Raw genomic sequence first — 23065 nt, 5'->3', positions numbered from 1 at the left:
CCGCTAAGTACGGCAACGCATCGTCTGAGGCATGACGACCCCTGACCTGACCGGCATCCGGATCATCCACCGCGCCATGCGCGGCGACCTGCACCGCCTCGTGGCCCTCACCGAGCACCTGACCGCCACCACGCCCACGAGGGCGCGGGCGATCGCCCGCTTCGTGGGCCGGATCACCCACACCATCCACCAGCACCACACGCGTGAGGACGAGATCGTGTGGCCGCTGATCGAGCGTTCGGCGGGCGCCGCCGCCCGGCGGCCACCAGCGTCCGCGAGTAGATCTCGTGGACGGTCTCCAGGTCCTTCCAGACGGCCTCGTAGTCGTCCATGAGCGGGCCGATGTCGCCCCGGGTGATCCCGATGGACAGCCGGGCCAGCAGTCCGAAGGTCAGCGCGTTGCCGTCGCCGATGGCGGCGAGTCGCTCGGCCAGCGCGGCGGCGGCCCGCTCGGCCTCGTCGAAGCGGCCCTCGATGTAGAGGTCGATGGAGTCGAGCAGGGCGAAGACGCCGAGCAGATGGGCGAACTGACCGCTGGTGGAGCTGCTGGTGGCCAGGGTGGCGTAGTGGCGGGCCTGGGCGCGGTCGCCCCGGGGCCAAGGCGACCATGATCTTCATGTAGCGGCCCAGCGTGAGGTATCCCGGCAGCCCGTTGGCCTCCGCCACCGCTATCACGTCGCCGGACAGCCGGTCGAGCCGCTCGCTCCGCCCGGCGTGCACGCAGACCCAGTAACGGGCGTTGTACGCCATGCAGAGCAGCACCGGATCGTTGAGCCCCTTGGCGATCTCGATCGCCTCCGCGCTGTCACGTTCGATCTGCTCGCCGCCGAAGGGCTCGGTCTCGTTGCACAGGGCCACGAGCAGGCGGCACCGCATCGCCCCCTCGCTGTCCGGCAGGACCTCCTGGATGGCCTCGATCATGTCGAGGTCGAGGACGTGCTCGGTGACGATGCTCCAGATCAGCGGCACGTCCATCGACGTGATCACGCGGGCCGTGGCGGCCAGGTCGCCGAGGCGGCGGGCCAGCGCGAGGGCCTCGCTCCTGACCTTCTTGGCGGCGTTGACGTCGCCGGCGTGCCCGAGGGCGGACACCAGGCGGCACTGCAGGTCGAGCCGCCGTTCGTCGTCCGGGGCGATCTCCACGGCGCCGGTGAGGAGGGTGACGGCCTCGCGGTGGACGTACAGAGAAGAGGCCTTTTCTGCGGCCTTGGCCGCGGAGGAGACAGCGCGTGCGGCGGTCGCGGCGGTGGCGGCGGCCAGCGCGTGGTGGGCCAGCGCGCCGACGGCCTTCGGCGGAGGTTGCTCCCGTCAGAGATCCTCGATGAACCGGTCGGCCGACACGATGTGCCCACTGCCTGCGACGAGGCGGGCGATGACCGCCCGCTGGAGGAACGTTCCCAGCTCAACCGGGGCATCTCCGACGGATGACGCGAGCTGTCCTAATACCCGCAATCGCACCATGATGCCGTCATTGTCGCGGGATCCACCGGACAGAGACAGCCCCGTCTCGACCCGCTTTGGCGAAGATCTCCTCGACCTGATGACCTTGAGCCCAGCGCCGCGCGTAGGGCGCCGCCTCGACGACCACTCCGTCACGAACGATCAGACCGAACGTCGCCTTCTCCGTCGACCACCAGATGACCCCGTCACGCATGCCTGGATCGTAGGGACGGGCACTGACAGAACCCCGAGGCAGGGTGCACCGAGACGCGTGGATTACGGGAGGCTGGAACCCACGCCGTCGCTGGCTCTCGAGCCCAGTTTCAGCCGCTGAAGACCCGTGTAAGAGCCTTTCGGGAGTACGTGGATCTCGCCTATCCCATAAACGCCGGGCATTCCCGCGATGAAATCGACTTTCGCGTCGCCTGCCACGTTCGCCATCCACATCGCGCGGCCGAAGAGGGTCTCGTAGTTCTCCCGGTCGTATTTCCTGGAGGCCTTCTTGGTCACCCCCGTCGCGGTGCCCGAATAGAGCTCGGCCCAGTCGTGGTTGTCGGCTGAGACGTGCACGACCAGGTCGGCGCGGCCGTCGCCGGTCACGTCGCCCGCCGCGAGGTTGGCGGGGTAGTAGTCGAAGGCGAGGGTCTGGGGCGTACCGAAACCGGACCCCGAACTCTTCTGGACGAGCACTCCGCCCTCACCCGTCGCCAGGGCCAGATCGGCCTTCCCGTCGCCGGTCAGGTCACCCGCGACGACGTCGACGATGTCCCGGCGGGCCGGTTCGAACGACCACGCCCGCGCCATGGCCAGACCCTTCGCGTTCCCCGGAATGACGGTGACGCGCTGCGGGCCGGTGGGTTCCGGATAGGCGGGACGGAAGTTCGTCGCCACGAGATCGGGCCGTCTGTCGCCCGTGACGTCGCCGACGGCCAGCACGGCGCCGAATTTCGCCGCGCCGTTCTTCAACGTGGCCGACTTGGTCAGTCCCTTGTTACCGCCCTTGAAGACGACGATCTCTTTGTTGCCCTGGACGACCGCGTCGCCATAGCCGTCGCCGTTGAAGTCGGCGGCCTGCATGGGGGCGTTCGTGACCGGCCAGGCGAACGATTTACTGAATCGGAGACCCGTGGCCGAGCCACGGAAGACGACGATTCTCTTGCGAGCCGAGGCGAGCACGTCGGCATGACCGTCACGGTCGAAATCAGCGGTCGCGACAACCTGGCCGAGATTCTCCTTGGCGACCGGCTTGGACGAGATGGCGATCCTGGCCTTGGCCGAGACCTTGGTCCCACCGAACCAGACGACGACGGCACCGGCGTCAGTCTTGCCGCCGGCCTTGAGCAGGGGCGCGCCCGCGATGACGTCGGCCCGGCCGTCGCCGTTGACGTCACCGGGCAGCGCGGGGCGCTTCTTGGGGGCGGCGCCGGCGGGGGAACCCACTAACGCGATCCCGGCCGCGACGGCGACACCGACGACCAAGCCTTTTCTCCACAGTGCCATATAGGAAAGGACGCCCGATTAGACACAATGGTTGGCACGGCAGGCTTTCTCTCCTGGTCGAGTATTCCGCCAAGTAAGCACACTTGGCGGAATACTCGAATCAACCGAAATGCAAAGCGCTGCGTGGAAAACAATCGGCGAAACTTCCGGCCGGCGGCCGCCCAGGCCCCGACCTCGGGCCGAGAGCGCGGGCGGTTCTACGCTCCTACGTATGCCGCCAGATGCTCCCCCGTCAGCGTCGACCGCTTGGCCACCAGGTCGGCCGGGGTGCCCTCAAAGACGATGCGGCCGCCGTCGTGCCCGGCCCCAGGCCCCAGGTCGATGATCCAGTCGGCGTGAGCCATGACGGCCTGGTGGTGTTCGACCACGATGACCGACTTGCCGGAGTCGACCAGCCGGTCGAGGAGGCCCAGCAACTGCTCCACGTCGGCCAGGTGAAGACCGGCCGTGGGCTCGTCGAGGACGTAGGTGCCGCCCTTTTCCGCCATGTGGGTCGCCAGCTTGAGGCGCTGGCGCTCGCCGCCGGACAGCGTGGTCAGCGGCTGGCCGATGGCCAGGTAGCCGAGCCCCACGTCGACCAGCCGGCGCAGGATCGCGTGGGCGGCCGGGATCTTGGACTCGCCCTCGCGGAAGAATTCTTCGGCCTCGGCGACCGACATCGCGAGGACCTCGCTGATGTCCTTGCCGCCGAACTTGTATTCGAGCACCGACCCGTCGAACCGCCTGCCCTCGCACTCGTCACAGGTCGTCGCGACCCCGGCCATCATCCCCAGGTCGGTGTAGATGACCCCGGCGCCGTTGCACGCGGGGCAGGCGCCCTCGGAGTTGGCCGAGAACAGGGCGGGCTTGACCCCGTTGGCCTTGGCGAAGACCTTGCGGATGGGTTCGAGCAGGCCCGTGTAGGTCGCCGGGTTGCTCCGGCGCGACCCCTTGATCGCCCCCTGGTCGATGGACACCACGCCCGCGCCACGGGGGATCGACCCGTGCACGAGCGAACTCTTGCCCGAACCGGCCACCCCGGTCACCACGGTGAGCACGCCGAGCGGGATGTCCACGTCGACGTCGCGCAGGTTGTGGGAACTGGCTCCGCGGATCTCCAGCCTGCCGGTGGGTTCGCGTACCGAATCCTTGAGGGAGGCTCGGTCGTCGAAGTGGCGGCCGGTGATCGTGCCGCTGGACCGCAGGCCCTCGACGGTGCCCTCGAAGCAGACCGTGCCGCCGGCGGAACCGGCGCCCGGGCCCAGGTCGACGACGTGGTCGGCGATGACGATCGTCTCCGGCTTGTGCTCGACGACCAGGACGGTGTTGCCCTTGTCGCGCAGGCGGAGCAGCAGGTCGTTCATGCGCTGGATGTCGTGGGGGTGCAGGCCGGTGGTCGGCTCGTCGAAGACATAGGTGGTGTCGGTGAGCGCAGAACCGAGATGGCGGACCATCTTGACGCGCTGCGCCTCGCCGCCCGACAGGGTGCCCGAGGGGCGGTCGAGCGACAGGTAGCCGAGGCCGATCTCGGTGAACGAGTCGAGCGTGTGGGACAGCTTCTCGAGCAGCGGCGCGACCGACGGCTCGTCGAGGCCCCTCACCCAGGTGACCAGGTCGCGGATCTCCATCGCGCACGCGTCGGCGATGTTGATCCCGGCGATCTTCGACGACCGGGCCTGCTCGGCGAGCCGGGTGCCGCCGCAGTCGGGACAGGAGGTGAAGGTCACCGCACGCTCCACGAAGGCGCGGATGTGCGGCTGCATCGCCTCCTTGTCCTTCGAGAGCATCGACTTCTGGATCTTGGGGATCAGCCCTTCGTAGGTGAGGTTGATCCCCTCGACCTTGACCTTGGTCGGCTCCTTGTAGAGGAAGTCGTGCAGTTCCTTCTTGGTGAACTTGTTGATCGGCTTGTCGGCGTCGAGGAAGCCCGACTCGCTGAAGATCTTGACCGTCCAGATGTTGTCGACCTTGTAGCCCGGCACGGTGATCGCGCCCTCGGAAATCGACTTGGTCTCGTCGAAGATCTCCTTGAGGTCGATGTCGGAGACCGACCCGCGCCCCTCGCAGCGCGGGCACATGCCGCCCAGCATGTTGAACGTGCGCTTCTCGGTCTTCCCGGTGCCGCGCGCGACCGTGATCGACCCGGCCGATGTGACCGAGGGGACGTTGAAGGAGAACGCGTTGGGCGACCCGACGTAGGGCCGCCCGAGGCGGCTGAACAGGATGCGCAGCATCGCGTTGGCGTCGGTGGCCGTGCCCACGGTCGAGCGGGGGTCGGCGCCCATGCGCTGCTGGTCGACGATGATCGCCGTGGTCAGCCCTTCGAGGACGTCGACCTCCGGCCGCGCCTGCGAGGGCATGAACCCCTGGACGAAGGCGCTGTAGGTCTCGTTGATCAGCCGCTGGGACTCGGCGGCGACCGTACCGAAGACAAGAGAGCTCTTGCCCGAGCCGGAGACGCCGGTGAACACCGTGAGCCGGCGCTTCGGCAACTCGACGCTGACGTCTTTGAGGTTGTTCACCCGCGCGCCGTGAACCCTGATCAGGTCGTGGCTGTCAGCGGCGTGTGGCTGGCTCATCGTGTCTCCCTGGCTGTCGACCGCTTCGAGGGTACGTGCCGCGACCGACGTTTTCAGCGGTCCTGGATCAGGCCGAGCACGTTGCCGTCGGGGTCGACGACCGTGGCGACGAGCCGCCCGCCGCCGACGTCCTTGGGGCCGGACTTGAGGGTGGCCCCGGCGGCGGTGACGTCGGCGATCTTGGCCTCGATGTCCGCGACGTGCCAATGGGCGAGCGGGGAGGTCATGTCGCTGTTGGGGACCAGGCCGATCTGCTGACCGTCGGCTTCGTAACCGACGTAGTAGGGCGAGTCGGCCGTCGGCTCCATGCCGAGCAGGGCGGTGTAGACGGCCTTGGCGGCGTCGAGGTCGGTGACGGGGTGGAGAACAGTCTTGATGGCCATGTCAGATCCTTTGTCGCGGTGAACGTTTACGCAGCTCACGCTATCCGGGGCCGCGATGATCCCGCTTCTCCGTTCCTGACCGATGGGACTCCCCGAGGTCAGCAGGGCGTTGACCCCAGAAAGGGGGATGACCATGACTGTCCTGGACGAACACGTGGCCGACGTCGCCTATGAGGCGCATCGGCTGACCGTCGACACCGGCATGGCGTTCGACGAGTTCCGGCGGCGCTACGAGGACGCCGTCCCGGTCTTCGACCAAGCGGGCTTCCAGCGGCTCATCAAGGAGGGGGCCGACTGGTCGACCGTGCTGGGGTTCACCGAACGCAACGCCCCGCACCACTTCATCATCTACTGGTCGCTGGACAACTCCGAGATCCTGCGCCTTTCCGGCGACCGGTGGCGGAGCGTCCAATATCTGATGGGGAACCACACCATCGCGCAGCGCATGTTCCACCACGATCCGGCTGTGATGGAATACGCGCCGCTCCGTACGACCATCTACCAGCACTCGGATGGCTACGCCCGGTTCGCCATCGACCAGCCCAGCCGTCAGTTCGCCGGTTTCGGCAACCCCGCCATCGCCGCCGTCGGGGTCGAACTCGACCGCGAGGTGGCGACGCTACTGGAGTTCCTCGAGGTCCCGGTGCCGAGCCAGCTGATCACCAGTCCTTCCCGGTGATCCTCTCGTAGGCCTCGATGTAACGCGCCCGGGTGACGTCGACGACCTCCTGCGGGACCTCGGGCGCGGGACCCTTCTTGTCCCAGCCGGTGCCGGCGGCCCAGTCGCGGACGAACTGCTTGTCGAAAGCGAACTGCGGGCGGCCCGGCTCCCATTCGTCGAGAGGCCAGAAACGGGAGGAGTCGGAGGTCAGGACTTCGTCGCCGAGGGTGAGCACGCCCTCGGCGTCCCAGCCGAATTCGAGTTTCGTGTCGGCGATGACCACGCCACGTTCCCGCGCGATCTCCGCGCCTTTTCGGTAGACGTCCAAAGTGATCTGGCGGAGGTTGTCGGCGACGTCTTCGCCTTCCTGGGCCACGACGTCGGCGAAGGTGATGAACTCGTCGTGCGCGCCGAGTTCGGCCTTGGTCGTGGGCGTGAAGATCGGCTCCGGGAGCCGGGAGCCTTCGAGCAGCCCCGCCGGGAGCGGGATGCCGGAGACGGCCTGGTCGCGCTCGTACTCCTTGAGACCCAGACCGGCCAGGTAACCTCGGGCGATGCACTCGACCTGCACCATTTTGAGCGCCCGGCAGCGGACCGCCCGGCCCTCGAATTCGGCCGGGACGTCGGTCGCGGAGATGATGTGGTTCGGGACGATGTCCTTCAGCTGCTCGAACCACCACAATGACAACTGCGTCAGAACCTTGCCCTTGTCCGGGATCGGCGTCGGCAGAATGGCGTCATAGACGGAAACCCGGTCGGACGCGACGAGAACGATGTCGCCGCGGTCTTCGTAGACGTCCCGGACTTTTCCTGAGTGGATAAGCTTCACGTGGTTCCTTGCCCTTCGAGCCCATACTCATAAGTGGACCAGCGACCCGCCACGGTCACATATTCGCCGTATTCCAGCACGGCGCCTTCTTGGTCATAGACCCAGTTCCGGCCGCGCAGCACCGTCGTACCCTCGGCGATGTTCAGGTCTTCCGCGTCCTGCTCGTTCGCCGTGCCGGCGCACTGCTGATCGCGTCCCGACGTCGCGGTACGCCCGGTCTGGCGTTCGAGGTAGACCGGGGTGCCCGCGACGATCCTCTCGGCGACCAGCAGTTCCGGCGCCGTCTCGGCCAGCGCCCCGTCGAACCACGACGTGGACGCGGACACCGGCGTGCCCGTGTTCATCGTGACGCGGTGCCGCCTGATGGCATTCGCGCCTTGGGCCAGCCCCAGCGCGTCGGCCACCTGTTCGGGGGCCGCCACCAGTTCCGCCGCCTTGATCCGCACCGCCTCGTTCGGCGAGTACATGCGACCGATCCGGCGGACCAGCTGGAACCGATCGCGAGGCGAACTGTGCCGCCGCTTCGAGACGGTGGTCCCCCTGCCGGGAACGGCGTCGACCAGCCCTTCAGACCGCAGCGAGGCCAGGACCTTGGTCGCGGTGGCCAGCGCGATGCTCCAGTCTTTGGCGATCTGCCTGGCCGAGGGGACGGTTTCGCCCTCTTTCAGGGTGCCGGCCTGGATCTGGCCCCGGATGTGGTTGACGACCTGCACGTAGGGCGGATCAGAACGTTCGACGCTCGGGGACACCTGACCTACCTCCTGGTGTACTAGTACACCACGTCGATGACCACCTTTCCCCAGCGGGGAGACCGCGCGGCGAGCGCGTGGGCCGCCGCCGCGTTCCGAGGCGGGAAGACCTCGCGTACCGGAACTCGGAAAAGCCCCTGCTCGGCGAGCGCCGCAGCGACGGCGAGACCGTGGCGGCCGTCCGGTTGGCCGGCCAGCCGTCCCATGGACAAACGCACTCCTTTGGACGGACCCTCGAAGTCCGCCAAGGTGACGACATTGTCCGGGCTGCCGGTGATCTTGATGAGGTCGTCCAGAGAACCGGCTCCCGCGACGTCGAGGGCCCTGTCCACGGGTTCGTCCACCTGGCCGAGGATCACTGGCCGGATGCCGAGGGACTCCAGGAACGGGTGGCTCTCCGCACGCGCCGCGCCCAGCACCCGAGCGCCCCGGGCGGCGGCCAGCTGGACGACGATGCTGCCGACCCCGCCCGCGGCCCCGTGGACCAGGACGGTCATGCCTTCGCCTAGTTCGAGCAGGTCCAGCGCCCGGGTCGCGGTTTCCACCCCGGTGCCCGCGCCGCCCGCTTCGGTCCAGGGCAGCCGGCCGGGCTTGCGGGTCCAGAAGTCGAGGATGGCGAATTCCGCGGTGGCCCCGCCGAGCCCGGCCAGGGGCACGACGCCGAAGACCTCGTCGCCTTCATGAGCGGCGGCATCCGGGCCGACCTCGTCCACCACACCGGCGGCGTCGACGCCCGGGATGTGCGGCAGCGCGAGATTCCTGCCCGCCGGGGACGCCCCCGCACGCAGCGCCAGGTCGACCGGCGAGACCCCGGCGGCCTTGACCCTGATGCGTATCTGCCCGGGGCCGGGGTGGGGTTCCGGCGTGACGCCGATGTCCAGGACGTCCGGAGGACCGAAACGGTCGAATCGCACTGCCAGCATGGCTACCTCTCGTTCTTGTCCGACGCTGAGGTAAACAGGTTTCCGAAGCACCTGTTCCGGAACAGGACGAAGTGAGAGGGAGGCCCGGCGGAGTGTCTCGGAAAGCCAGAGTCGACGCCCTGTCGAACCGGCAGGCCATCGTCGCCGTCGCCCGGGACGCCTTCGCACGCGACGGTCTGGACGTGCCGACCCGCGAGATCGCCCGCCTCACGGGGCTGGGAGTCGCGACGATCTACCGGCACTTCCCCACACGAACCGACCTGGTCAGCGCCGCACTCGCCGAGCACGTGACCGCCTGCCGGGCCGACATGCGCGCCGCCCAGGCGGAAGCCGATCCGTGGACGGCGCTCAGCACGGTGATCCGTCGTTTCGCGGCACACCAGGCCCGGTCGGTGGGGTTGGTGCAGGCGCTGTTCGGGACGCCCGCCGCCGGAGACCCGTTCGGGGACGACCGGCGAGCGCAGGCGTCGGCCCTGGAGCGCCTGGTCGAGCGGGCCAGATCGGCGCAGGCGCTACGGGCGGGCGTTTCCTTGCAGGATGTACGGGTGGCGCTGATGGCCATCGCGTCGGTCCGGGCTTCCCGTGAGGTCAGCCGGGAGGCGGCGATCGAGAAGTTGCTGGAGACGCTGCTCGCCGGCCTCAAGGCGGGTGGATCAGGTGAGTAGCGTGCGGATGCGGTCGGCGCCGAGCGCCAGGAGCAGCGTCGGCAGCCGGGGCCCCGCGTCGCGGCCGACCAGCAGCGTGTAGACGAGGACGAAGAACTGGCGCTGCGCGACCTTCACTTCCGGGGTCGGCTTCGCGTCGGGCTCCAGCCCCGCCAGTACCTTCGGCACGCTGTACACCAGCGTGGTCAGCCTTTCCAGCGACCAACTGGAGTCCAGCCCCTGGAGCAGCAGTCGCAGGGATTCGCGCTGCGACTCGTCCAGGGACTCGAGAAGTTTGGTGTCCGGCTCGTCGCGGACCTGGGTGCGCTGGTCGGTCGGCACCTGGGTCGCGGTCCAGTGGGCGGCCCGATCGAGCCGAGGGCGCACCTCGTCGAGGGACGTCACCGGATTGTCCGGATCGAGGTCGGTCAGGATGCGCAGCATCTGCTCGTCGTCGCCGGTCGTGATGTCGGCGACCGAGGCGAGCATCCGATAGGGAAGCGCCCGCTCGGTGGTCGGCAGCGGTCCGGAAGAGGTGCGGACCGCCCGATCGCTGGCGATCGCCTCCAGCGGTTCCGCGGTCCCGGCGGCGACCTTGCGCTGGAGGGAGTCCCACTCGTCGTACAGGCGGAGGATCTCCTGGTCGAAGGCGATCTTGAAAGACTGGTTCGGCCTGCGCCGGGCGTAGAGCCACCGCAGCAGCGGCGCTTCCATGATCTCCAGCGCGTCCGACGGGGTCGGAACGCTGCCCTTCGAACTGCTCATCTTTGCCATGCCGCTGATCCCGACGAACGCGTACATCGGGCCGATGGGCTGGGTTCCCCCGAAGACCTCACGCACGATCTGCCCGCCGACGACGAACGACGAGCCGGGCGAGCTGTGGTCGACCCCGGAGGGCTCGAAGATCACGCCCTCGTACGCCCAGCGCATCGGCCAGTCGACCTTCCACACCAGCTTGCCGAAGTCGTACTCCGACAGGCGGACCGTCTCGCCGTGACCGCAGGCGCAGGTATAGGTGAGCGTCGTGCTGTCGTCGTCGTACGCGGTGACCGTCGTGGTGTCACGCTCACAGACCGAGCAGTACGGCTTGTAGGGGTAGTAGCCGGACTCGCCCAGACCGTCGTCTTCGCCCTCGTCGGACGTGGCGTCCTTGGTTCGGTACTGACCCAGGATGCCGTCGATCCGCGTGCGCTCGCGCATCGCCAGCAGCACCCGCTCGCGGTAGACGCCCGAGGTGTACATCTCGGTCTGGCTGATGAGGCGCACCTCGACGCCGAGATCCTGGAGTGCGGCCAGCAGGGGAGCCTTGAAGTGCTCGGCCCAGTTGGGATGCGGGCTGCCAGGCGGAGCCGGCACCGAGGTCAGCGGCTTGCCGATGTGCTCGCTCCACGAGGGATCGACCCCAGCCGGGACCTTGCGGAACCGGTCGAAGTCATCAACCGAGAGGATGTGCACGCAGTCGTGGCCACGTCGCCGGATCTCGTCGGCCACCAGGTGGGGAGTGAGCACCTCACGCAGGTTGCCCAGGTGAATCGGCCCGGACGGGCTCAGGCCCGAGGCGCAGACGATCGTCTTGCCCGGGGCGCGCCGCTCGGCTGCCTCGATGACCTCGTCGGCGAACCGGGAGACCCAATCGACCTCGGTCATCTCACTTCTTTCTCGTGCATCCCCGGAAATGCAAAGAGGCCCCCGAGAGGGCCTCTGAGCTGGTGAAGCTTGTGTGGCAGATCCAGGGTTCGAACCTGGGTAGGCTTAGCCGACGGATTTACAGTCCGCTCCCTTTGGCCACTCGGGCAATCTGCCTCGTCATCCCCCTCGCGGCGGCGACAGGTAAGAGAATAGCGGACTCGGACCGCACACGTGACATCGGTTTGTCCCAGACGTCCGTGTCATTGCCATCAGCCAGGATGAACTTTGTGATCAGGCATCCCGACCCCGCCGAACTAGCGGAACTCGCCGACCTCGAGCGCAGCGCCGACGCCAAGTTCGTCCCTCTGGGCATCGTCTTCCCCTCGGGCACCACCATGATCGAAGAAGCTCAGGACCCAAGCAGGGTGTACGTCGCCGGCCGCCCCCCGATCGGCTTCGCGCTGGTCAGCACAGTCGACGGCGGCGTGCATCTCGACCAGTTGGCCGTGCATCCCGTACACGAGGGAAAAGGCACGGGGACGGCACTCCTGGAAGCGGTCTGCGCCCTGGGCGACGTCACGCTGACCACGTTCAGAGACGTCCCATGGAACGCCCCCTGGTACGCCAGGCGCGGCTTCGACATCCTCGACCCTTCAGAGTGGGGACCCGAACTCACAGCCCTCGTAGCACATGAGCGGGACCTCGGTATCGAGGTGGCGCCGCGAGTGGTCATGAGGCGGCTAAGGTCGGTAGGAACGTAGAGAGGACACGGACACCGATGGCCGATAGCAGTTTCGACGTTGTCTCTGAGATCGACCGGCAGGAGGTCGACAACGCGCTGAACCAGACGGTCAAAGAGGTCGGGCACCGCTTCGACTTCAAGGGCACGGGCGCGGCGATCGCCTGGTCGGGGACCAAGGACATCGAGATCAAGGCGAACAGCGAGGAGCGGGCCAACGCGGTCCTCGACGTGTTCCGCGAGAAGATGGTCAAGCGCGGGCTGTCCCTGAAGGTCCTCGACGCGGGCGAACCGAAGCTTTCCGGTAAGGAATATCGGCTGGTGATCACCCTCAAGGAGGGGATCGACCAGGAGAACGCGAAGAAGATCTCCAAGATGATCCGCGACGAAGGGCCCAAGGGCGTCAAGGCTCTGATCCAGGGCGAGGAGCTGCGGGTGAGCTCCAAGAAGAAGGACGACCTGCAGGATGTCATCAACTTGCTCAAGGGCAAGGACCTGGACATCGCGCTGCAGTTCAAGAACTACCGCTGATATCGCTGTTCTTCAGCCTGCTGACCTGCATCTTTGCGGCTGGGCGAAGATCAGAGGGCACATTCAGGGCACACGGTCGCCGATCTTGAAGCGACTATGTGCCCTGAGTCCTTTCTGAGGTCATGCGAGGCGCGAGTGTGTCCGAGTGACTCGTCGACCAAGCGGCGTGTCTTCTCTCCCGCTTCGGGCCGCTCCCCCACGTAGGTGTTGAGGGTGACCAGCGGGGTTGAGTGACCAAGGGCGAGCTGTACGGCCTTGACCGAGGCCCCTTTGTGGATCAGCAGCGTTGCGAAGCAATGGCTTAAGCAGTGGAGACCGACACCTTTCGGGATGGCGGCGAGCCGGGCGGGTAAAAACATTGTGCGGGTCGGTCGCGTCCACGATTTCGACCAGCTCGAAGCGCTTCAAGTGTGCGGCGATGGCCTCAATACGACCATCTCGGCAATCCGCGCGGAAGTCTTCATCTTCGGCGGACCCAGGTAGGGCCTGATTTGAGACGCAGACGAGTTGCTGGCTGATGTCTCTCGGCGTTCAGGTCGAGTTGGTCGACCGCTAGGCCGAAGATCTCCCCGCCGCGCATGCCGCAGTCGGCGGCGAGGTAGGCCACCCCGCCACATCAGAGGCCATGATCCGCTGGGCCGCCATCTCCGGCATTGCACGCCGTCTTGCCAGTGGACACACCGCCGGACGCCAGCAGAAATTGACGCTCAACCAGTAACGTGACCTTCTCTACCGGGGCCCCTGGGGCGAGATCACGCATGCACGCCGGGCCTCCCGCACACCGGCCGCAGCCTCGGTCGCGTCCAGCAGAAGGCCGGCAGGTCCGGGCATCTAGGCCACTACGAGCCCAGCATGTATGTCGACGACGGCACCCGCCTGCACGGCAGAGTCATCCACCACCCGAACCTCCTCGGCAACCATCCACACCACGCAGAAGCCCGTCACGGTGCTGTAGCCGCTCCTCATGTATGGCTTGCCCGCCCAGCGGGCTGGTCATCGACCCGTTCGCGGGCTCGGCGAGCACATTGTGACCGCCGTGCAGCTCGGCCGCCGCGCGATGGGCGTCGACATCGAAATCCTCAACCGCGCGGTGGAAGCGCTCAGGTCTCGTCCCAAGTAGTCACGTAAATCACGATGCCCAATATCTCATCTTCGCTCAGGAATTCATCGACGTTTACTTTGCTCAGGCGGCCCTCTGAGGTTTCAAGGCAGAAAGCGTACAACGGCTGAGGCGTATAGGACTTAGTTGTCGACGGGTGATCATGGAGTGCACGATAGCAGTCGGAAGCACTGTGCACGGAGTCCATATATTGCCATTCTGAGCTTAGTATCTGATCACTTACGCGTATGCTTTTGTAGTTCGCCACTTCCAATTCGGCTAAGCCGTCAATTTTGCCTGGTAGCAGGTCTTTATTGTCGAGATCGTATGGTCCTATACCCGTGATCACCTTTTTTTCATAACGAAGAGGGCGAGAGGTACCAGGGGCTTCCCGGTCAGGAAATTCGGGCGAAGGGCGCCCCTCATTGCTTGCAGAAGGCGATGTTGGCGGCGTTGTGGTCGCTTCCTTCGGATCTTCCGGGCCGAGGATCGCAACGAGAATTGCGGCAGGAATGAGCACTCCCGCCAGTACGCCAAATATTATCTTTACTCGTGGATTGGCTGCGAATGCCCCCGCCAGCCCGGCAAGTACGCCCGAAATTCCAATGACCAGAGCGGACCACTCAGCTTTATCCATGCCGCCTCGCCTAGCCTGTCGCCGGATGACTAGATAAGTCTATAAGCGTAGAGCCTCCGGAGGACCTTTCAATACTCAGTGGGTGTTTGAGAAGAGTGAAGGGCGGTCCGGATATGTGGCCGTCGGGGCGGGCGGATGTCGGGTGACCATGGGTTGATGCCGCGTAACCGTCGTTACCTCTCGGACCTGACCGACGCCCAATGGGCGCTGATCGAGCCGCTGTTAACCGCCGCGAACAATGGCGGCCGGCCCGAGAAGTACCCTCGCCGTGACATCCTCAACGCCGTCTTGTACGTGGTGCGCACCGGGTGCGCCTGGCGGCAACTGCCCTTCGACTTCCCGCCCTGGCAGACCGTGTACTGGTACTTCGCCCGCTGTTCGCCGTGATCGCCCGCCGCTGGGTGGTGGAACGCTCACTGGCCTGGCTGACCACCCACCGCCGCCTGGCCCGCGACTACGAACGCCACTCCGCCACATCCGAAGCCATGATCCGCTGGGCCGCCATCTCCGGCACGACCCGCCGCCTCACCCGCGGACAAGCACCCAAACGCCAGCAAAAGCTGACACTCAACCCCTCGATATGAGCTTCTCAAACACTTACTAAGGGATCGAGATGAAGTGACCAGGCTTGTCGGCGTCCAGCAGGCGCTGCGCCCGGACCTCAGACGGAAATCCGACGAGCAGAAGAGATCCTTGCCGGATTTAAAGGATGTCCATAAATTGTTGGACGTTGATCCCTTGCTCGATGCGATTCAGGCTTCTGAATTACAATTCAGTTCGCAATGAAGTATATCTTCATCTCAAAATTGTCACCCGACCCCTTCCAATATCCCTCACCCGTCGATATCGAGAATGACGGGTCGTTTTTGCGAAGAGCGATTAGAAGTTGATTTGCAGTACGCTGAGCGCGACCGGGATCAGGGCCAGAAGCGAAGATTAACACAAATCCGACCTGTCGATCTTGGACACCAAGGTCGCGAAACCGCTGGTCGATGGAATTGATGATCTGCGGGAGAGTGACCTCCTCGTTATTTTGCAGTCGACTCGGCGAAATATCTATGTTGAGTTCAACCGATTGAGAGTCGAGTCCTGTGACTACAGTTGATGGTGAAGGGCTAGCGGTGACCGCCCCAGCTTGGATGACGACCTGTCCGCCGATCAAGAAATAGATGAGAGCGATTCCGGTTGCACCGATACCCGCACCAATAGTGGCCGAAAATAGCCGAGATTTTTGCCGGCGCAAGGGCGGAACGAGAGCGCTGGATAGTTCTAAGACTTCGGGGGAATCCCACCTGCGGGAGACCCGAGAGGACGTGTCGAAAGCGCCGTCAGAGGATGCGCGCGATGAACGCTGCTGACCAGCGAGGACGAAGGCAGGTGACGTATCCGCCAAGGCGACTAGCAGGCGGCGTATGAATGTCCCCTCAGACGGAGCCTGGCGAGGGCGGAAAGCCGGACTCGCGTCGGCGAAGGCACCGAGTAGTCGTCGTAGCATGTTACCGGGCATTACCGTCGCCACCCTGCTCATTCTGACTGAGTGATGGAAGCGCGGCTAGAGAGATCCTGGCGACAGTCTTCACAACGACAGGGGCGGCTGCTCCCATTCCAAGAGCTATCAGTGGAGCGGGGACATAGCCCGAAAGAGCCGCAGCGTATGTCACTGCCGCGCCTGTACCACAGTGCAGAGCGCAAGCTAGAAGGAAAAACAGCCCTCCTGGTCCGTCTGGGTATCTCCAGGCAGGTCCCTTGGCCCGCTGGTTGGCCTCCAAGAACACCAGACCGCGATTAATCGCTGCCCCGATCAACCCCCACAGAGCGAACTGCCACATACACCTTACGGTAGGGGTTGAGGCGCGAAAGGTCTTTGATCCTGTGCCATTGCAACCCATTCGTGTACGTAGATGGTTGCTCGCAGGCGCAGTGGTCGAGGTCGGAACGACCCCTGGGGATTCGCATCAGCGGCAGACGAACTTTTCGGGCGCACCATTTCTCCCCCGACGACCCGCCCGGCCCGTGAAATATCCCTACTTGTCTCATTAGTGATGCCCTTCTGGACACAAGAGACCTTTCGATAGAGTGTTGGTAGTTGTTGACCAAAAAGGACAAAATAGTCCAGACTTGCAAATCGAATATCAGAGGGCACATTCAGGGCACACGGTCGCTGATCTTAAAGCGGCCATGTGCCCTGAGTCCTTTCTGGGTTCATGCGAGGCGCGGAGTGTGTCCGAGTGACTCGTCGACCAGGCGGCGTGTCTTCTCTCCGGCTTCGGGCCACTCCCCCACATAGGTGTTGAGCGTGACCATCGGGGTTGAGTGACCGAGCGCGAGCTGTACGGCCTTGACCGAGGCCCCTTTGTGGATCAGCAGCGTTGCGAAGTAGTGGCGTAGGCAGTGGAGGCCGACGCCCTTGGGGATGTCGGCGGTTCGAGCCGCCGGCGCCCAGATGTGCGCCCAGGTCGCTCGGTGCATGGGCTGAAGCATGTTCGTCGTGAACACCAGGCGTGCGGTCCGGGTGACGACGTTTCGCGGATCGGTCGCATCCACGATCTCGATCTCAACTGGCTCGAAGCGCTTCAGATGTGCGGCCAGGGCTTCGCATACAACCTTCGGTAATTCGGCGGTCCGCGCCGAGGTCTTCGTCTTCGGTGGGGCCAGGTACGGCGCCTGACCTGAGATGCACACGAGTTGCTGGCTGATGTCGACTTCTCGGCGCTTCAGGTCGAGTTGGTCGATCTCAAGGCCGAAGATCTCACCGCCCCGCATGCCGCAACCGGCGGCGAGGTAGCTAACGGCGCTGTAGCGCGGTGGCAGGTTCTCGGCGAGGGTGTGGACCTGGTCGGGGATCGGGACGAAGTGACCGGCCTTGTCGGAGTCCGGCAACCGCACGCCGAGGCAGGGTGAGATGCCGATCGCGCGGTCGATCACGGCAGCGCCGAAGAACGAGACGAGATTGCTGTAGACGACGGCCAGGGTCGAGGGCGCCAGAACGGCCGAACGGTCTTTTACCCATGACCGGATGTGCGCCGGCCGCACGTGAGCCATCTGCATGTGGCCGATGATCGGGTCAATGTGGAGCCGGAAGACCCGTTCCATACGTTCGCTCGTCGAACCCCGATGCAGCAGGTCGGCCCGCCACTTGGCGGCAGCATCCTTCACCTGGACGCGACCGGCGGCGACGTCCACGGACGTTCCCTTGTCGAGGCTGTTCTTCGTCTCGGCGTCGAAGCTGTCGGCGTCGGTCTTCCGCTCGAAGTTCCGCTTGCGCTGCTCTCCCCTGTCGTCGCGCCAGCGAACCTGCCACCGTTCGCCGCGACCGTGGTTCGAAGTGGGTACACGCTTGTGTTCCTTGCACGGGTCGTCTCCGGGCTGTGGTCGGGACTTGTGCCACGTGTCGTAGACGGTCATATCTGCTCCCGGACCCAGGCGAGGACGTCATCGGGCATGTAGCGGAGGTGCTTGCCGATCCGGCGACCACGCGGGCCGATGCGGCGGCAGCGCCACTGATAGAGGGTGGCGACGGGGACGCCGAGGAACTCGGCGACGTCGTCGGCGCTCCAGAGACGTTCAGTGGCGGTCACGGTGACCGCCCGTCAGGCTCTCGACGATCAAGGCGTCACCGAGGGAGAGGCCACGACCGACGTACTCCCATGCGGCGACGAGCTCGGCCGTGGTCTCGTCGAAAAGTGGGAGCCGCGCGTGAGCGGTTCGTTCGGCGCGGATGTCGCCGATTCCCACCGAGTAGTGACGGGAGCGGGTCGAAAAATGCCCCCCGAAGCCGAGCATGTGAGCCCAATGGGCAAGGTTGAGATCTGCGGTGGCCTCGTGCTCGTTCAGCCGGAAGCACTCGGCGATGAGGCGTCGAGCGTGGTCGCGGATGGGGAGGGCGGCCAGGTCGTCGGTCAGCCGGATAGGCCGGTCGAGGGTGCCGACGCATTCGGCGGCTTTGGTGGCGTACTTGGCGACGTAGGCGGCGACCGCGGATTCGGTGAGATCGCCCGACATGGTGATGGGACGGATGTCGAGTTGGGCTCCCCAGCGCAGGACGCGGGCCGGTTCGTCGTCGAGGGCGGGAACGTCGGCCCGGACGACTCGGGCCGCGTGCTTGACGGCACTTGCTAGGAGGTCACAGGTTGCCCAGGCCGGCGGTCCGGAGCTGGGTCCGTCGGGACCGTCGAGGCGGATCACGGCGTGCAGGTGGACGACGCCCCGGCGCTGGTATTCGGCGACTTTGGCGAAGGAGACGGCCAGGTGTTCCCGCATCTCCTTGAGGGTCAGGCCGCCGGACTTGGCCAGCTGCCGACGCAGGGCGTCGGTCAACCGCTTCCACAGCAGTGGGGCCAACGCATTGAACAGGACCGACCCAGCGTGGTCGTAACAGCTAGAGCAGAGCGGTTCCCCGAGCACGGGCTCATCGATCCGGTGCCGGGCCTTGCAGGACAGAACGCGGCCATGCCCGCAGGCGGAGGCGGCTCGTCGAGCGTGACAGGGGTGGGTCTTGCCGTGGTGTTCTCTGCGGGTGTGGACCGGGCCGAAGGAGGGGGCGGTGAGGGTGACGAACAGGCAGGGGTGTGACGCCACTGAGGCGGGAATGCCCTTGCCGCCGATGAGGCCGGCGCGGATCAGGTGGTAGATGTCCGCCCGGTAAGTCTCGGCGCACCTCGGGCAGCGGGACGCGCGACGGGTTTTGCACGGCAGGCGAAGGACTCCGTCAGGTTCGGTGCGGGTGGTGTAGCGGTGGAGCAGGGCGCCGGTCAGCCGATCCCGGTATTCGGCCCTGCCGCGAAGGTGGATCGGCTGGACGCAGCCGCCAGCCCTGCGGACCTGAGAGGCCCACCGGTCGAAGTCGGGAGCGTTCAGGCGAGTGATCACGCCGTCGATCGCATGCGCGTTGCGGGTGATTGAAGGCAAGATGGTGTTCTCCTTTCACTCGTTGGGGTGGAGGGATGGCCCCCGACCCGGCGTGTGTCTTGGCGGATGTGCGGCCAGGCCGGGGGCGCTCACCGGGTCAGCAGAAGCCGAGCCCGTGGCAGTGGTGGCAGGTGTCTCCGTAGGAGTCGACGCCGGTTGCGCCGCAGTGGCAGGACCGCCAGCGCTTGGGCGTGATCTCCTCCGGTTCGGCCTGCTCGTCTTCGGTCATGTCTCAGGCGACCTGCGACGGCGGGACCTGGATGTTGTCCTCATAGGAGGTCTGGGCCGCGTACTTCTCGCGGGCCTCGCGCATGATGGCGACGGCTCCGTACTGCACCGGGCCGAAGTTGCGGCAGGTGGAGTAGTGGCCATAGGGCAGGTCGTTCGGGTTGATCTCAGCGCCGAGGCCGGCCGCCATGGTGTCGACGACGGCGCGCATCTCCTCGTCATCGGCCCGGGTCGGGTAGACGGTGATCGTGATCTCGGTGCTGGGGACGGGGACGGCGGGGTTGGCGTCGAGGAAGTCGGCCAGGTCGCGGAGTCCGCCGATGAGGGCGGAGTGACGGTCGTGGGTCATTGTGAGCTCCTTTCGTTAGGTGGGTTCCGGCGCGGCGCGGACGTCGCGCAGGAGAACTGAGGCAAGTTGGCTGGAGATGCCCAGACGGGCGCGGAGTGCGTCGCGGGTGATGGGTCTGCCGTGCTGGGCCCGGTGTTCGTCGGCGACGCGCCGGGCGTAGTCGAGTAGCGCGGAGGACGGCCCTTGCTGATCAGCGGGGACGAGCGCAGACGGTTCCGGTTCCGTCCTGGTGACCGGGGACGGTTCGGGACGAGGTCCGCCGGCCCGGCGTTCGAGCATCGAGACCGCGATCAGGAAAGCCCCCGCCGGTGTGGCGGCGGTCAGCCATCCCCAGACGGTCGGTTCGGCTTGGTGGAGGTTGGCGGCCAGGGAGAGGGTGATCCCGCCGATGAGGACGAGGGTCGGCCAGGACGTCCAGCCGTGACGGGGACGGCCGGTCTTCTTGTCGCGTTGGCGTTCGCGGGCGGCTATGACGCAGGTCAGGTCGATGCAGACGGCGACGGCCCAGGCCATCCAGCCGTGTTGCCCGTGTTCGGTTGCGGTGTCGCGGATGTGGGTGAAGGAGCCGATTCCGGCGATGAGGGCCAGGACGAGGACGGGTCCTGTGTCCAGGAGTCGCTCTTTCACGGCGTCCTCCCTTCGTACGGGGTCAGACGTAGTCCGGGACCTTGTGGTCTGCGGTGAGGTCGGCCCAGTCGGGGGTGAGGTAGGCGTACGTCGTGGCCGCGTGTTCGGCGGCCTGCTCGCTGACGTAGTAGGAGCGGGCGCGGTACCACTGGCCGTCTTGTCCGGCGACGATGGCGACACCGGGCGTTTCGGCGGGGATGGCGCGGGCGGAGTCCAGGGCGGCCGGGTCGAGATCGCCGAGGGTCATGGTCGCGGTCTCGGGATCGTTGACGCGGTGACAGATACGGCCCGAACACTGCGCGCGGAGCGCGGTCACGCCGGGGCCGAGGTCGGAGCCGATGCGCTGGCCGGAACAGAACAGGTAGATGCCGAACGCCCGCCCGAGCTGGGCGATGCGCAGGAGCGCGGTCGAGGTACGGGCGATCTCGTCTTTCTCACTCTTGTCGGCCATCAGGTACAGCTCTGCCAACTCGTCGACCAGGACCACGACGGGCACCGGGCGAACGGCGGGTGGTAGCTGCCAGATGTTCCGGGCGCCGGCTGCGCGGCACAGTCCCATTCGGCTGATCATGAGTCCGACCAGATCCGCGAGCAGGCCGCCGCATTCGGTACGGCTGGTTGCCAGGGCCGACAGTCGGGGGCCGTACGGGGCGAGTTCGACGCCGCCTTTGAGGTCGAAGCCGACCAGCGCGACGGGTTGGCGCGCGAGGCCGACGATGAGCGCGTTGGCGAGGTTGGATTTCCCGGATTGGGTCGCGCCGGCGTTCAGGTAGTGCGGGACGGTCTTGAAGTCGACGACCCACGGACCGCCGGTCTCCAGTCGGCCCACGGTGACCTTGAGGAGTTCCATCGAAGGTGGAGCCTCGTCGACGTTGACGAGGGGGTCGCGGATGGTGACGTGTATCCGGAGACGGCCCGGCTTGTCGCTGGAGACGCGGACGGCGTGGACGCCCCAGGAGTGCGCGAGCCGTTCGGCCGCCTCGGAGTAGTCGGCGGGAATCTGCCCCTCCAGGAGTCGGAGGGTGACGCGCCAGCCGTTACGGGTCGGAACGGGGAGCCACATCCACGGCTTGGTGTCGACGGCGACCCGGCGGAAGCGCCGCCGGACGCTCACGTTGCCAGTGGAAACGAGCGCCGAGGGAGTGATCGTCCACCAGAAGCGTTGGCGCTTCTTGGTCAGGCCGCAGCCGAGAGCGACCTTCCGCCAAGTGATGCGGACGTTCAGAGCGGCAGGGACGTAGCCGACCACGTACCAGAACGACCGGTAGTGGAAGTGGCGCCAGACGCCGAGCGTGGCCACCAGGGAGAGAGCTAAGCCGAGCAGGAGCTCACGCATAGTCGCCGCCCTTGCTGACCGGCTGGAAGGAGGTGGCGCGGTAGGAGATGCCCCACCGGCCGCCGACCTCCCAGACATAGCCGACCAGGCCGACGGGGATCACGGCGTCGCCGACCTTGATGGGCGGTTCTCCGGAGATGCCGATCTTGGCGAGTTCGATGCGGTCGAACTCGTCTTCCACGGACACCGTGACCTCGAAGACGGCCTGTCCGGTCTTGTCGGTCTTGATCTCTCCCGTTTCCTTGTTGAGGATGCGCGGCCGAGGGGCCTTGACGCAGGTGAAGACGAGCTTGCCGGTGTCGACGGGGATGGGGATCGTGCGCATTTGCGGACCTCCTTAAGGCTCGTTGCCAACATAGTTAACCTAGTTGGCTTGGTTGTCAATGACACATGGTTGGCTTGGTCGGCCATGCGTGGTGAGATAGGGGGCGATGGTCAAGAAGACCGGTCGACCCGGCTACCTCCAGATCGCCGACGAGCTGCGCGAGCAGATCCGCAGCGGCTCCATCGCGCCTGGGGAACCCTTGCCGTCCACAGCCCAACTGGCCGAGACATTCGGCGCTTCGCTGTCGGTCGTGAAGATGTCCGTAGGGCTCTTGCGGAACGAGGGCCTGGTGGTCGGCCAGCAGGGAAAGGGCGTCTTCGTCCGAGAGGACGCCCCGCCCGCCGACGACGTGCGCGCCGAACTCACCGAGCTCCGTACAGCGGTAGCCGACCTGACCCGGCGCCTGGAACAGCTCGAAGCGAGCGCGTCTCAACGCACCGCGAAGAGTTAGGCCGCCTCTCCCGGACGTAGCAGCCGACCACGCGCCGGGCGAACCCCGCCGAAGCGGTGGGCGCCGACTCGGGCAGGTGCCGGCGGCGGTCCTCCTGACGCATCCCGATCAGGACGACCACGAAGCAGATCAGGATGACCACGGCCAGGAGAACGGCCAGGATCAGCGGCAGCCAGCTCACTGGGGCACCCCCAACGCGCGAGCCTTGCGGGAGTCCTTCGGCGGCCGGCGGTTGTTGTTGCGCCGGGCACTCCGCCGCCGTCGTGACTTCTCATGCTTGGCGAACCGGTCCCGAGCCATGCACTTACGGCATCGGATCTGACCGTGTACCGGGAGTGCGCCGCACTCGCAATTGGGCGTCTCCGGCGTTAACGCAGTCGTGTTTGCCATGCTCATTGCTCCTCTCGTCGCGGTTTCCGTGGCTTGTGACACACAGATTGCGGCGAGGAGCACGGACGAGATCACTACACGACGGGACGTGTTCAAGACGTCCGGCCTACTATGGCCAGGTCCCTGGAC

Annotated in this window: 26 protein-coding genes, 1 tRNA gene and 1 pseudogene; 7 read left to right on the top strand and 21 right to left on the bottom strand. The window is 66.1% G+C overall.

The genetic code is table 11. From position 1 onward, the window contains the following. Positions 1–3: 3 nt before the first annotated feature. The 6 genes from AW272_RS46285 to AW272_RS04115 form a co-directional block, all read right to left on the bottom strand. Positions 4–1143: a hypothetical protein gene (locus tag AW272_RS46285; RefSeq protein WP_245657180.1), complete on the bottom strand. Its 1140-nt coding sequence runs from the start codon at positions 1141–1143 to the stop codon at positions 4–6. A 165-nt stretch (positions 1144–1308) separates the two neighbouring features. Continuing rightward, positions 1309–1461: an AfsR/SARP family transcriptional regulator gene (locus AW272_RS46280; protein WP_245657179.1), complete on the bottom strand. Its 153-nt coding sequence runs from the start codon at positions 1459–1461 to the stop codon at positions 1309–1311. A 7-nt stretch (positions 1462–1468) separates the two neighbouring features. Further along, a complete protein-coding gene (locus AW272_RS41750) occupies positions 1469–1654 on the bottom strand; it encodes a hypothetical protein (protein WP_157518280.1) in 186 nt (61 codons plus the stop codon). Between the two features lie 62 nt (positions 1655–1716). Beyond that, positions 1717–2919 (bottom strand): FG-GAP repeat domain-containing protein, encoded by a 1203-nt coding sequence (locus tag AW272_RS04125; RefSeq protein WP_066361081.1) that lies wholly within the window; start codon positions 2917–2919, stop codon positions 1717–1719. Positions 2920–3137: 218 nt separating this feature from the next. Further along, positions 3138–5498: an ATP-binding cassette domain-containing protein gene (locus AW272_RS04120; protein WP_066361080.1), complete on the bottom strand. Its 2361-nt coding sequence runs from the start codon at positions 5496–5498 to the stop codon at positions 3138–3140. Positions 5499–5551: 53 nt separating this feature from the next. Then, the gene (locus AW272_RS04115) at positions 5552–5881 is read right to left on the bottom strand and encodes a VOC family protein (RefSeq protein ID WP_066361079.1); all 330 of its coding nucleotides are present in this window, start codon (positions 5879–5881) and stop codon (positions 5552–5554) included. Positions 5882–6014: 133 nt separating this feature from the next. Here AW272_RS04115 and AW272_RS04110 point away from each other — a divergent pair, with 133 nt between their 5' ends. After that, on the top strand, positions 6015–6560 hold the full coding sequence (locus AW272_RS04110; RefSeq protein ID WP_157518278.1) for a DUF302 domain-containing protein: 546 nt from the start codon (positions 6015–6017) through the stop codon (positions 6558–6560). Here AW272_RS04110 and AW272_RS04105 read toward each other — a convergent pair. The 3 genes from AW272_RS04105 to AW272_RS04095 are packed head-to-tail and all read right to left on the bottom strand — an operon-like array spanning position 6541 to position 9043. Then, positions 6541–7371, bottom strand: a complete 831-nt coding sequence (locus tag AW272_RS04105; protein WP_066361078.1) for a phosphoribosylaminoimidazolesuccinocarboxamide synthase — start codon at positions 7369–7371, stop codon at positions 6541–6543. The two genes, AW272_RS04110 and AW272_RS04105, sit on opposite strands and share 20 nt — an antisense overlap. Next, entirely contained in the window at positions 7368–8120 is a 753-nt protein-coding gene (locus AW272_RS04100; RefSeq protein ID WP_066361077.1) for a GntR family transcriptional regulator, read from the bottom strand. Before AW272_RS04100 ends, AW272_RS04105 begins: the two co-directional genes overlap by 4 nt. A 20-nt stretch (positions 8121–8140) precedes the next feature. Continuing rightward, positions 8141–9043, bottom strand: coding sequence for an NADP-dependent oxidoreductase (locus AW272_RS04095; RefSeq protein ID WP_066361076.1), 903 nt, complete (start codon positions 9041–9043; stop codon positions 8141–8143). A 92-nt stretch (positions 9044–9135) separates the two neighbouring features. Between AW272_RS04095 and AW272_RS04090 the strand changes: the two genes are divergently transcribed. Then, positions 9136–9708, top strand: coding sequence for a TetR/AcrR family transcriptional regulator (locus AW272_RS04090; protein ID WP_066361075.1), 573 nt, complete (start codon positions 9136–9138; stop codon positions 9706–9708). Here the strand turns inward: AW272_RS04090 and lysS are convergent. Both lysS and AW272_RS04080 read right to left on the bottom strand, forming a co-directional pair. Beyond that, the gene (gene lysS / locus AW272_RS04085) at positions 9697–11334 is read right to left on the bottom strand and encodes a lysine--tRNA ligase (RefSeq protein WP_066361074.1); all 1638 of its coding nucleotides are present in this window, start codon (positions 11332–11334) and stop codon (positions 9697–9699) included. The genes AW272_RS04090 and lysS overlap by 12 nt on opposite strands. Positions 11335–11408: 74 nt before the next feature. Next, positions 11409–11490 (bottom strand) — tRNA-Tyr (locus AW272_RS04080). A 104-nt stretch (positions 11491–11594) separates the two neighbouring features. Here AW272_RS04080 and AW272_RS04075 point away from each other — a divergent pair. Beyond that, positions 11595–12077 carry a GNAT family N-acetyltransferase gene (locus tag AW272_RS04075; protein ID WP_066361073.1) on the top strand — a complete coding sequence of 161 codons (483 nt, stop codon included), beginning with the start codon at positions 11595–11597 and terminating at the stop codon, positions 12075–12077. 17 nt (positions 12078–12094) lie between these two features. Next, positions 12095–12586: a YajQ family cyclic di-GMP-binding protein gene (locus tag AW272_RS04070; protein WP_066361072.1), complete on the top strand. Its 492-nt coding sequence runs from the start codon at positions 12095–12097 to the stop codon at positions 12584–12586. A gap of 1100 nt (positions 12587–13686) precedes the next feature. On the opposite strand, the gene AW272_RS41745 is transcribed toward AW272_RS04070, so the two are convergent. Beyond that, the gene (locus AW272_RS41745) at positions 13687–14322 is read right to left on the bottom strand and encodes a hypothetical protein (protein WP_157518276.1); all 636 of its coding nucleotides are present in this window, start codon (positions 14320–14322) and stop codon (positions 13687–13689) included. A 156-nt stretch (positions 14323–14478) separates the two neighbouring features. Here AW272_RS41745 and AW272_RS40305 point away from each other — a divergent pair. After that, positions 14479–14906 (top strand): annotated as a pseudogene (locus AW272_RS40305) (transposase). A 34-nt stretch (positions 14907–14940) separates the two neighbouring features. Further along, entirely contained in the window at positions 14941–15108 is a 168-nt protein-coding gene (locus AW272_RS43980) for a hypothetical protein (RefSeq protein ID WP_157518274.1), read from the top strand. Here the strand turns inward: AW272_RS43980 and AW272_RS41735 are convergent. The 9 genes from AW272_RS41735 to AW272_RS04025 all read right to left on the bottom strand — a co-directional run bounded on the left by AW272_RS41735 (position 15095) and on the right by AW272_RS04025 (position 22095). Continuing rightward, positions 15095–15565, bottom strand: coding sequence for a hypothetical protein (locus AW272_RS41735; RefSeq protein WP_157518272.1), 471 nt, complete (start codon positions 15563–15565; stop codon positions 15095–15097). The two genes, AW272_RS43980 and AW272_RS41735, sit on opposite strands and share 14 nt — an antisense overlap. Before the next feature lie 959 nt (positions 15566–16524). Next, positions 16525–17505, bottom strand: coding sequence for a tyrosine-type recombinase/integrase (locus AW272_RS04055; RefSeq protein ID WP_218010775.1), 981 nt, complete (start codon positions 17503–17505; stop codon positions 16525–16527). A gap of 218 nt (positions 17506–17723) precedes the next feature. Next, positions 17724–17900 carry a helix-turn-helix domain-containing protein gene (locus AW272_RS04050; protein ID WP_066361069.1) on the bottom strand — a complete coding sequence of 59 codons (177 nt, stop codon included), beginning with the start codon at positions 17898–17900 and terminating at the stop codon, positions 17724–17726. After that, positions 17887–19230 (bottom strand): replication initiator, encoded by a 1344-nt coding sequence (locus tag AW272_RS04045; protein WP_218010774.1) that lies wholly within the window; start codon positions 19228–19230, stop codon positions 17887–17889. The genes AW272_RS04050 and AW272_RS04045 overlap by 14 nt, the downstream gene beginning before the upstream one ends. A gap of 97 nt (positions 19231–19327) precedes the next feature. Then, positions 19328–19459: a hypothetical protein gene (locus AW272_RS45520; RefSeq protein ID WP_275527276.1), complete on the bottom strand. Its 132-nt coding sequence runs from the start codon at positions 19457–19459 to the stop codon at positions 19328–19330. A 3-nt stretch (positions 19460–19462) separates the two neighbouring features. After that, entirely contained in the window at positions 19463–19807 is a 345-nt protein-coding gene (locus tag AW272_RS04040) for a hypothetical protein (RefSeq protein WP_066361068.1), read from the bottom strand. Positions 19808–19822: 15 nt separating this feature from the next. After that, the gene (locus AW272_RS04035; RefSeq protein WP_066361067.1) at positions 19823–20434 is read right to left on the bottom strand and encodes a DUF2637 domain-containing protein; all 612 of its coding nucleotides are present in this window, start codon (positions 20432–20434) and stop codon (positions 19823–19825) included. A gap of 22 nt (positions 20435–20456) precedes the next feature. Continuing rightward, complete coding sequence (locus AW272_RS04030; protein ID WP_066361066.1) at positions 20457–21770, bottom strand: FtsK/SpoIIIE domain-containing protein; 1314 nt, start codon at positions 21768–21770, stop codon at positions 20457–20459. Next, positions 21763–22095: an SCO3933 family regulatory protein gene (locus AW272_RS04025; protein WP_066361065.1), complete on the bottom strand. Its 333-nt coding sequence runs from the start codon at positions 22093–22095 to the stop codon at positions 21763–21765. The genes AW272_RS04030 and AW272_RS04025 overlap by 8 nt, the downstream gene beginning before the upstream one ends. A gap of 106 nt (positions 22096–22201) precedes the next feature. Between AW272_RS04025 and AW272_RS04020 the strand changes: the two genes are divergently transcribed. Further along, a complete protein-coding gene (locus tag AW272_RS04020; RefSeq protein WP_066361064.1) occupies positions 22202–22546 on the top strand; it encodes a GntR family transcriptional regulator in 345 nt (114 codons plus the stop codon). The last annotated feature ends 519 nt before the right edge of the window (positions 22547–23065 follow it).

Source organism: Herbidospora mongoliensis (genome assembly GCF_001570545.1).
Taxonomy (GTDB): Bacteria; Actinomycetota; Actinomycetes; order Streptosporangiales; family Streptosporangiaceae; genus Herbidospora; species Herbidospora mongoliensis.
This window is presented reverse-complemented; position numbering and strand designations above follow the sequence as displayed.

Bases quoted from the DNA above. Each gene is read 5' to 3' on its own strand.
- AW272_RS46280 (WP_245657179.1), bottom strand. From the start codon at position 1,461: ATGGTGCGATTGCGGGTATTAGGACAGCTCGCGTCATCCGTCGGAGAT.
- AW272_RS41750 (WP_157518280.1), bottom strand. From the start codon at position 1,654: ATGCGTGACGGGGTCATCTGGTGGTCGACGGAGAAGGCGACGTTCGGT.
- AW272_RS04120 (WP_066361080.1), bottom strand. From the start codon at position 5,498: ATGAGCCAGCCACACGCCGCTGACAGCCACGACCTGATCAGGGTTCAC.
- AW272_RS04115 (WP_066361079.1), bottom strand. From the start codon at position 5,881: ATGGCCATCAAGACTGTTCTCCACCCCGTCACCGACCTCGACGCCGCC.
- AW272_RS04110 (WP_157518278.1), top strand. From the start codon at position 6,015: ATGACTGTCCTGGACGAACACGTGGCCGACGTCGCCTATGAGGCGCAT.
- AW272_RS04095 (WP_066361076.1), bottom strand. From the start codon at position 9,043: ATGCTGGCAGTGCGATTCGACCGTTTCGGTCCTCCGGACGTCCTGGAC.
- lysS (WP_066361074.1), bottom strand. From the start codon at position 11,334: ATGACCGAGGTCGATTGGGTCTCCCGGTTCGCCGACGAGGTCATCGAG.
- AW272_RS04075 (WP_066361073.1), top strand. From the start codon at position 11,595: ATGAACTTTGTGATCAGGCATCCCGACCCCGCCGAACTAGCGGAACTC.
- AW272_RS04070 (WP_066361072.1), top strand. From the start codon at position 12,095: ATGGCCGATAGCAGTTTCGACGTTGTCTCTGAGATCGACCGGCAGGAG.
- AW272_RS41745 (WP_157518276.1), bottom strand. From the start codon at position 14,322: ATGGATAAAGCTGAGTGGTCCGCTCTGGTCATTGGAATTTCGGGCGTA.
- AW272_RS45520 (WP_275527276.1), bottom strand. From the start codon at position 19,459: ATGACCGAAGACGAGCAGGCCGAACCGGAGGAGATCACGCCCAAGCGC.
- AW272_RS04040 (WP_066361068.1), bottom strand. From the start codon at position 19,807: ATGACCCACGACCGTCACTCCGCCCTCATCGGCGGACTCCGCGACCTG.
- AW272_RS04030 (WP_066361066.1), bottom strand. From the start codon at position 21,770: ATGCGTGAGCTCCTGCTCGGCTTAGCTCTCTCCCTGGTGGCCACGCTC.
- AW272_RS04025 (WP_066361065.1), bottom strand. From the start codon at position 22,095: ATGCGCACGATCCCCATCCCCGTCGACACCGGCAAGCTCGTCTTCACC.
- AW272_RS04020 (WP_066361064.1), top strand. From the start codon at position 22,202: ATGGTCAAGAAGACCGGTCGACCCGGCTACCTCCAGATCGCCGACGAG.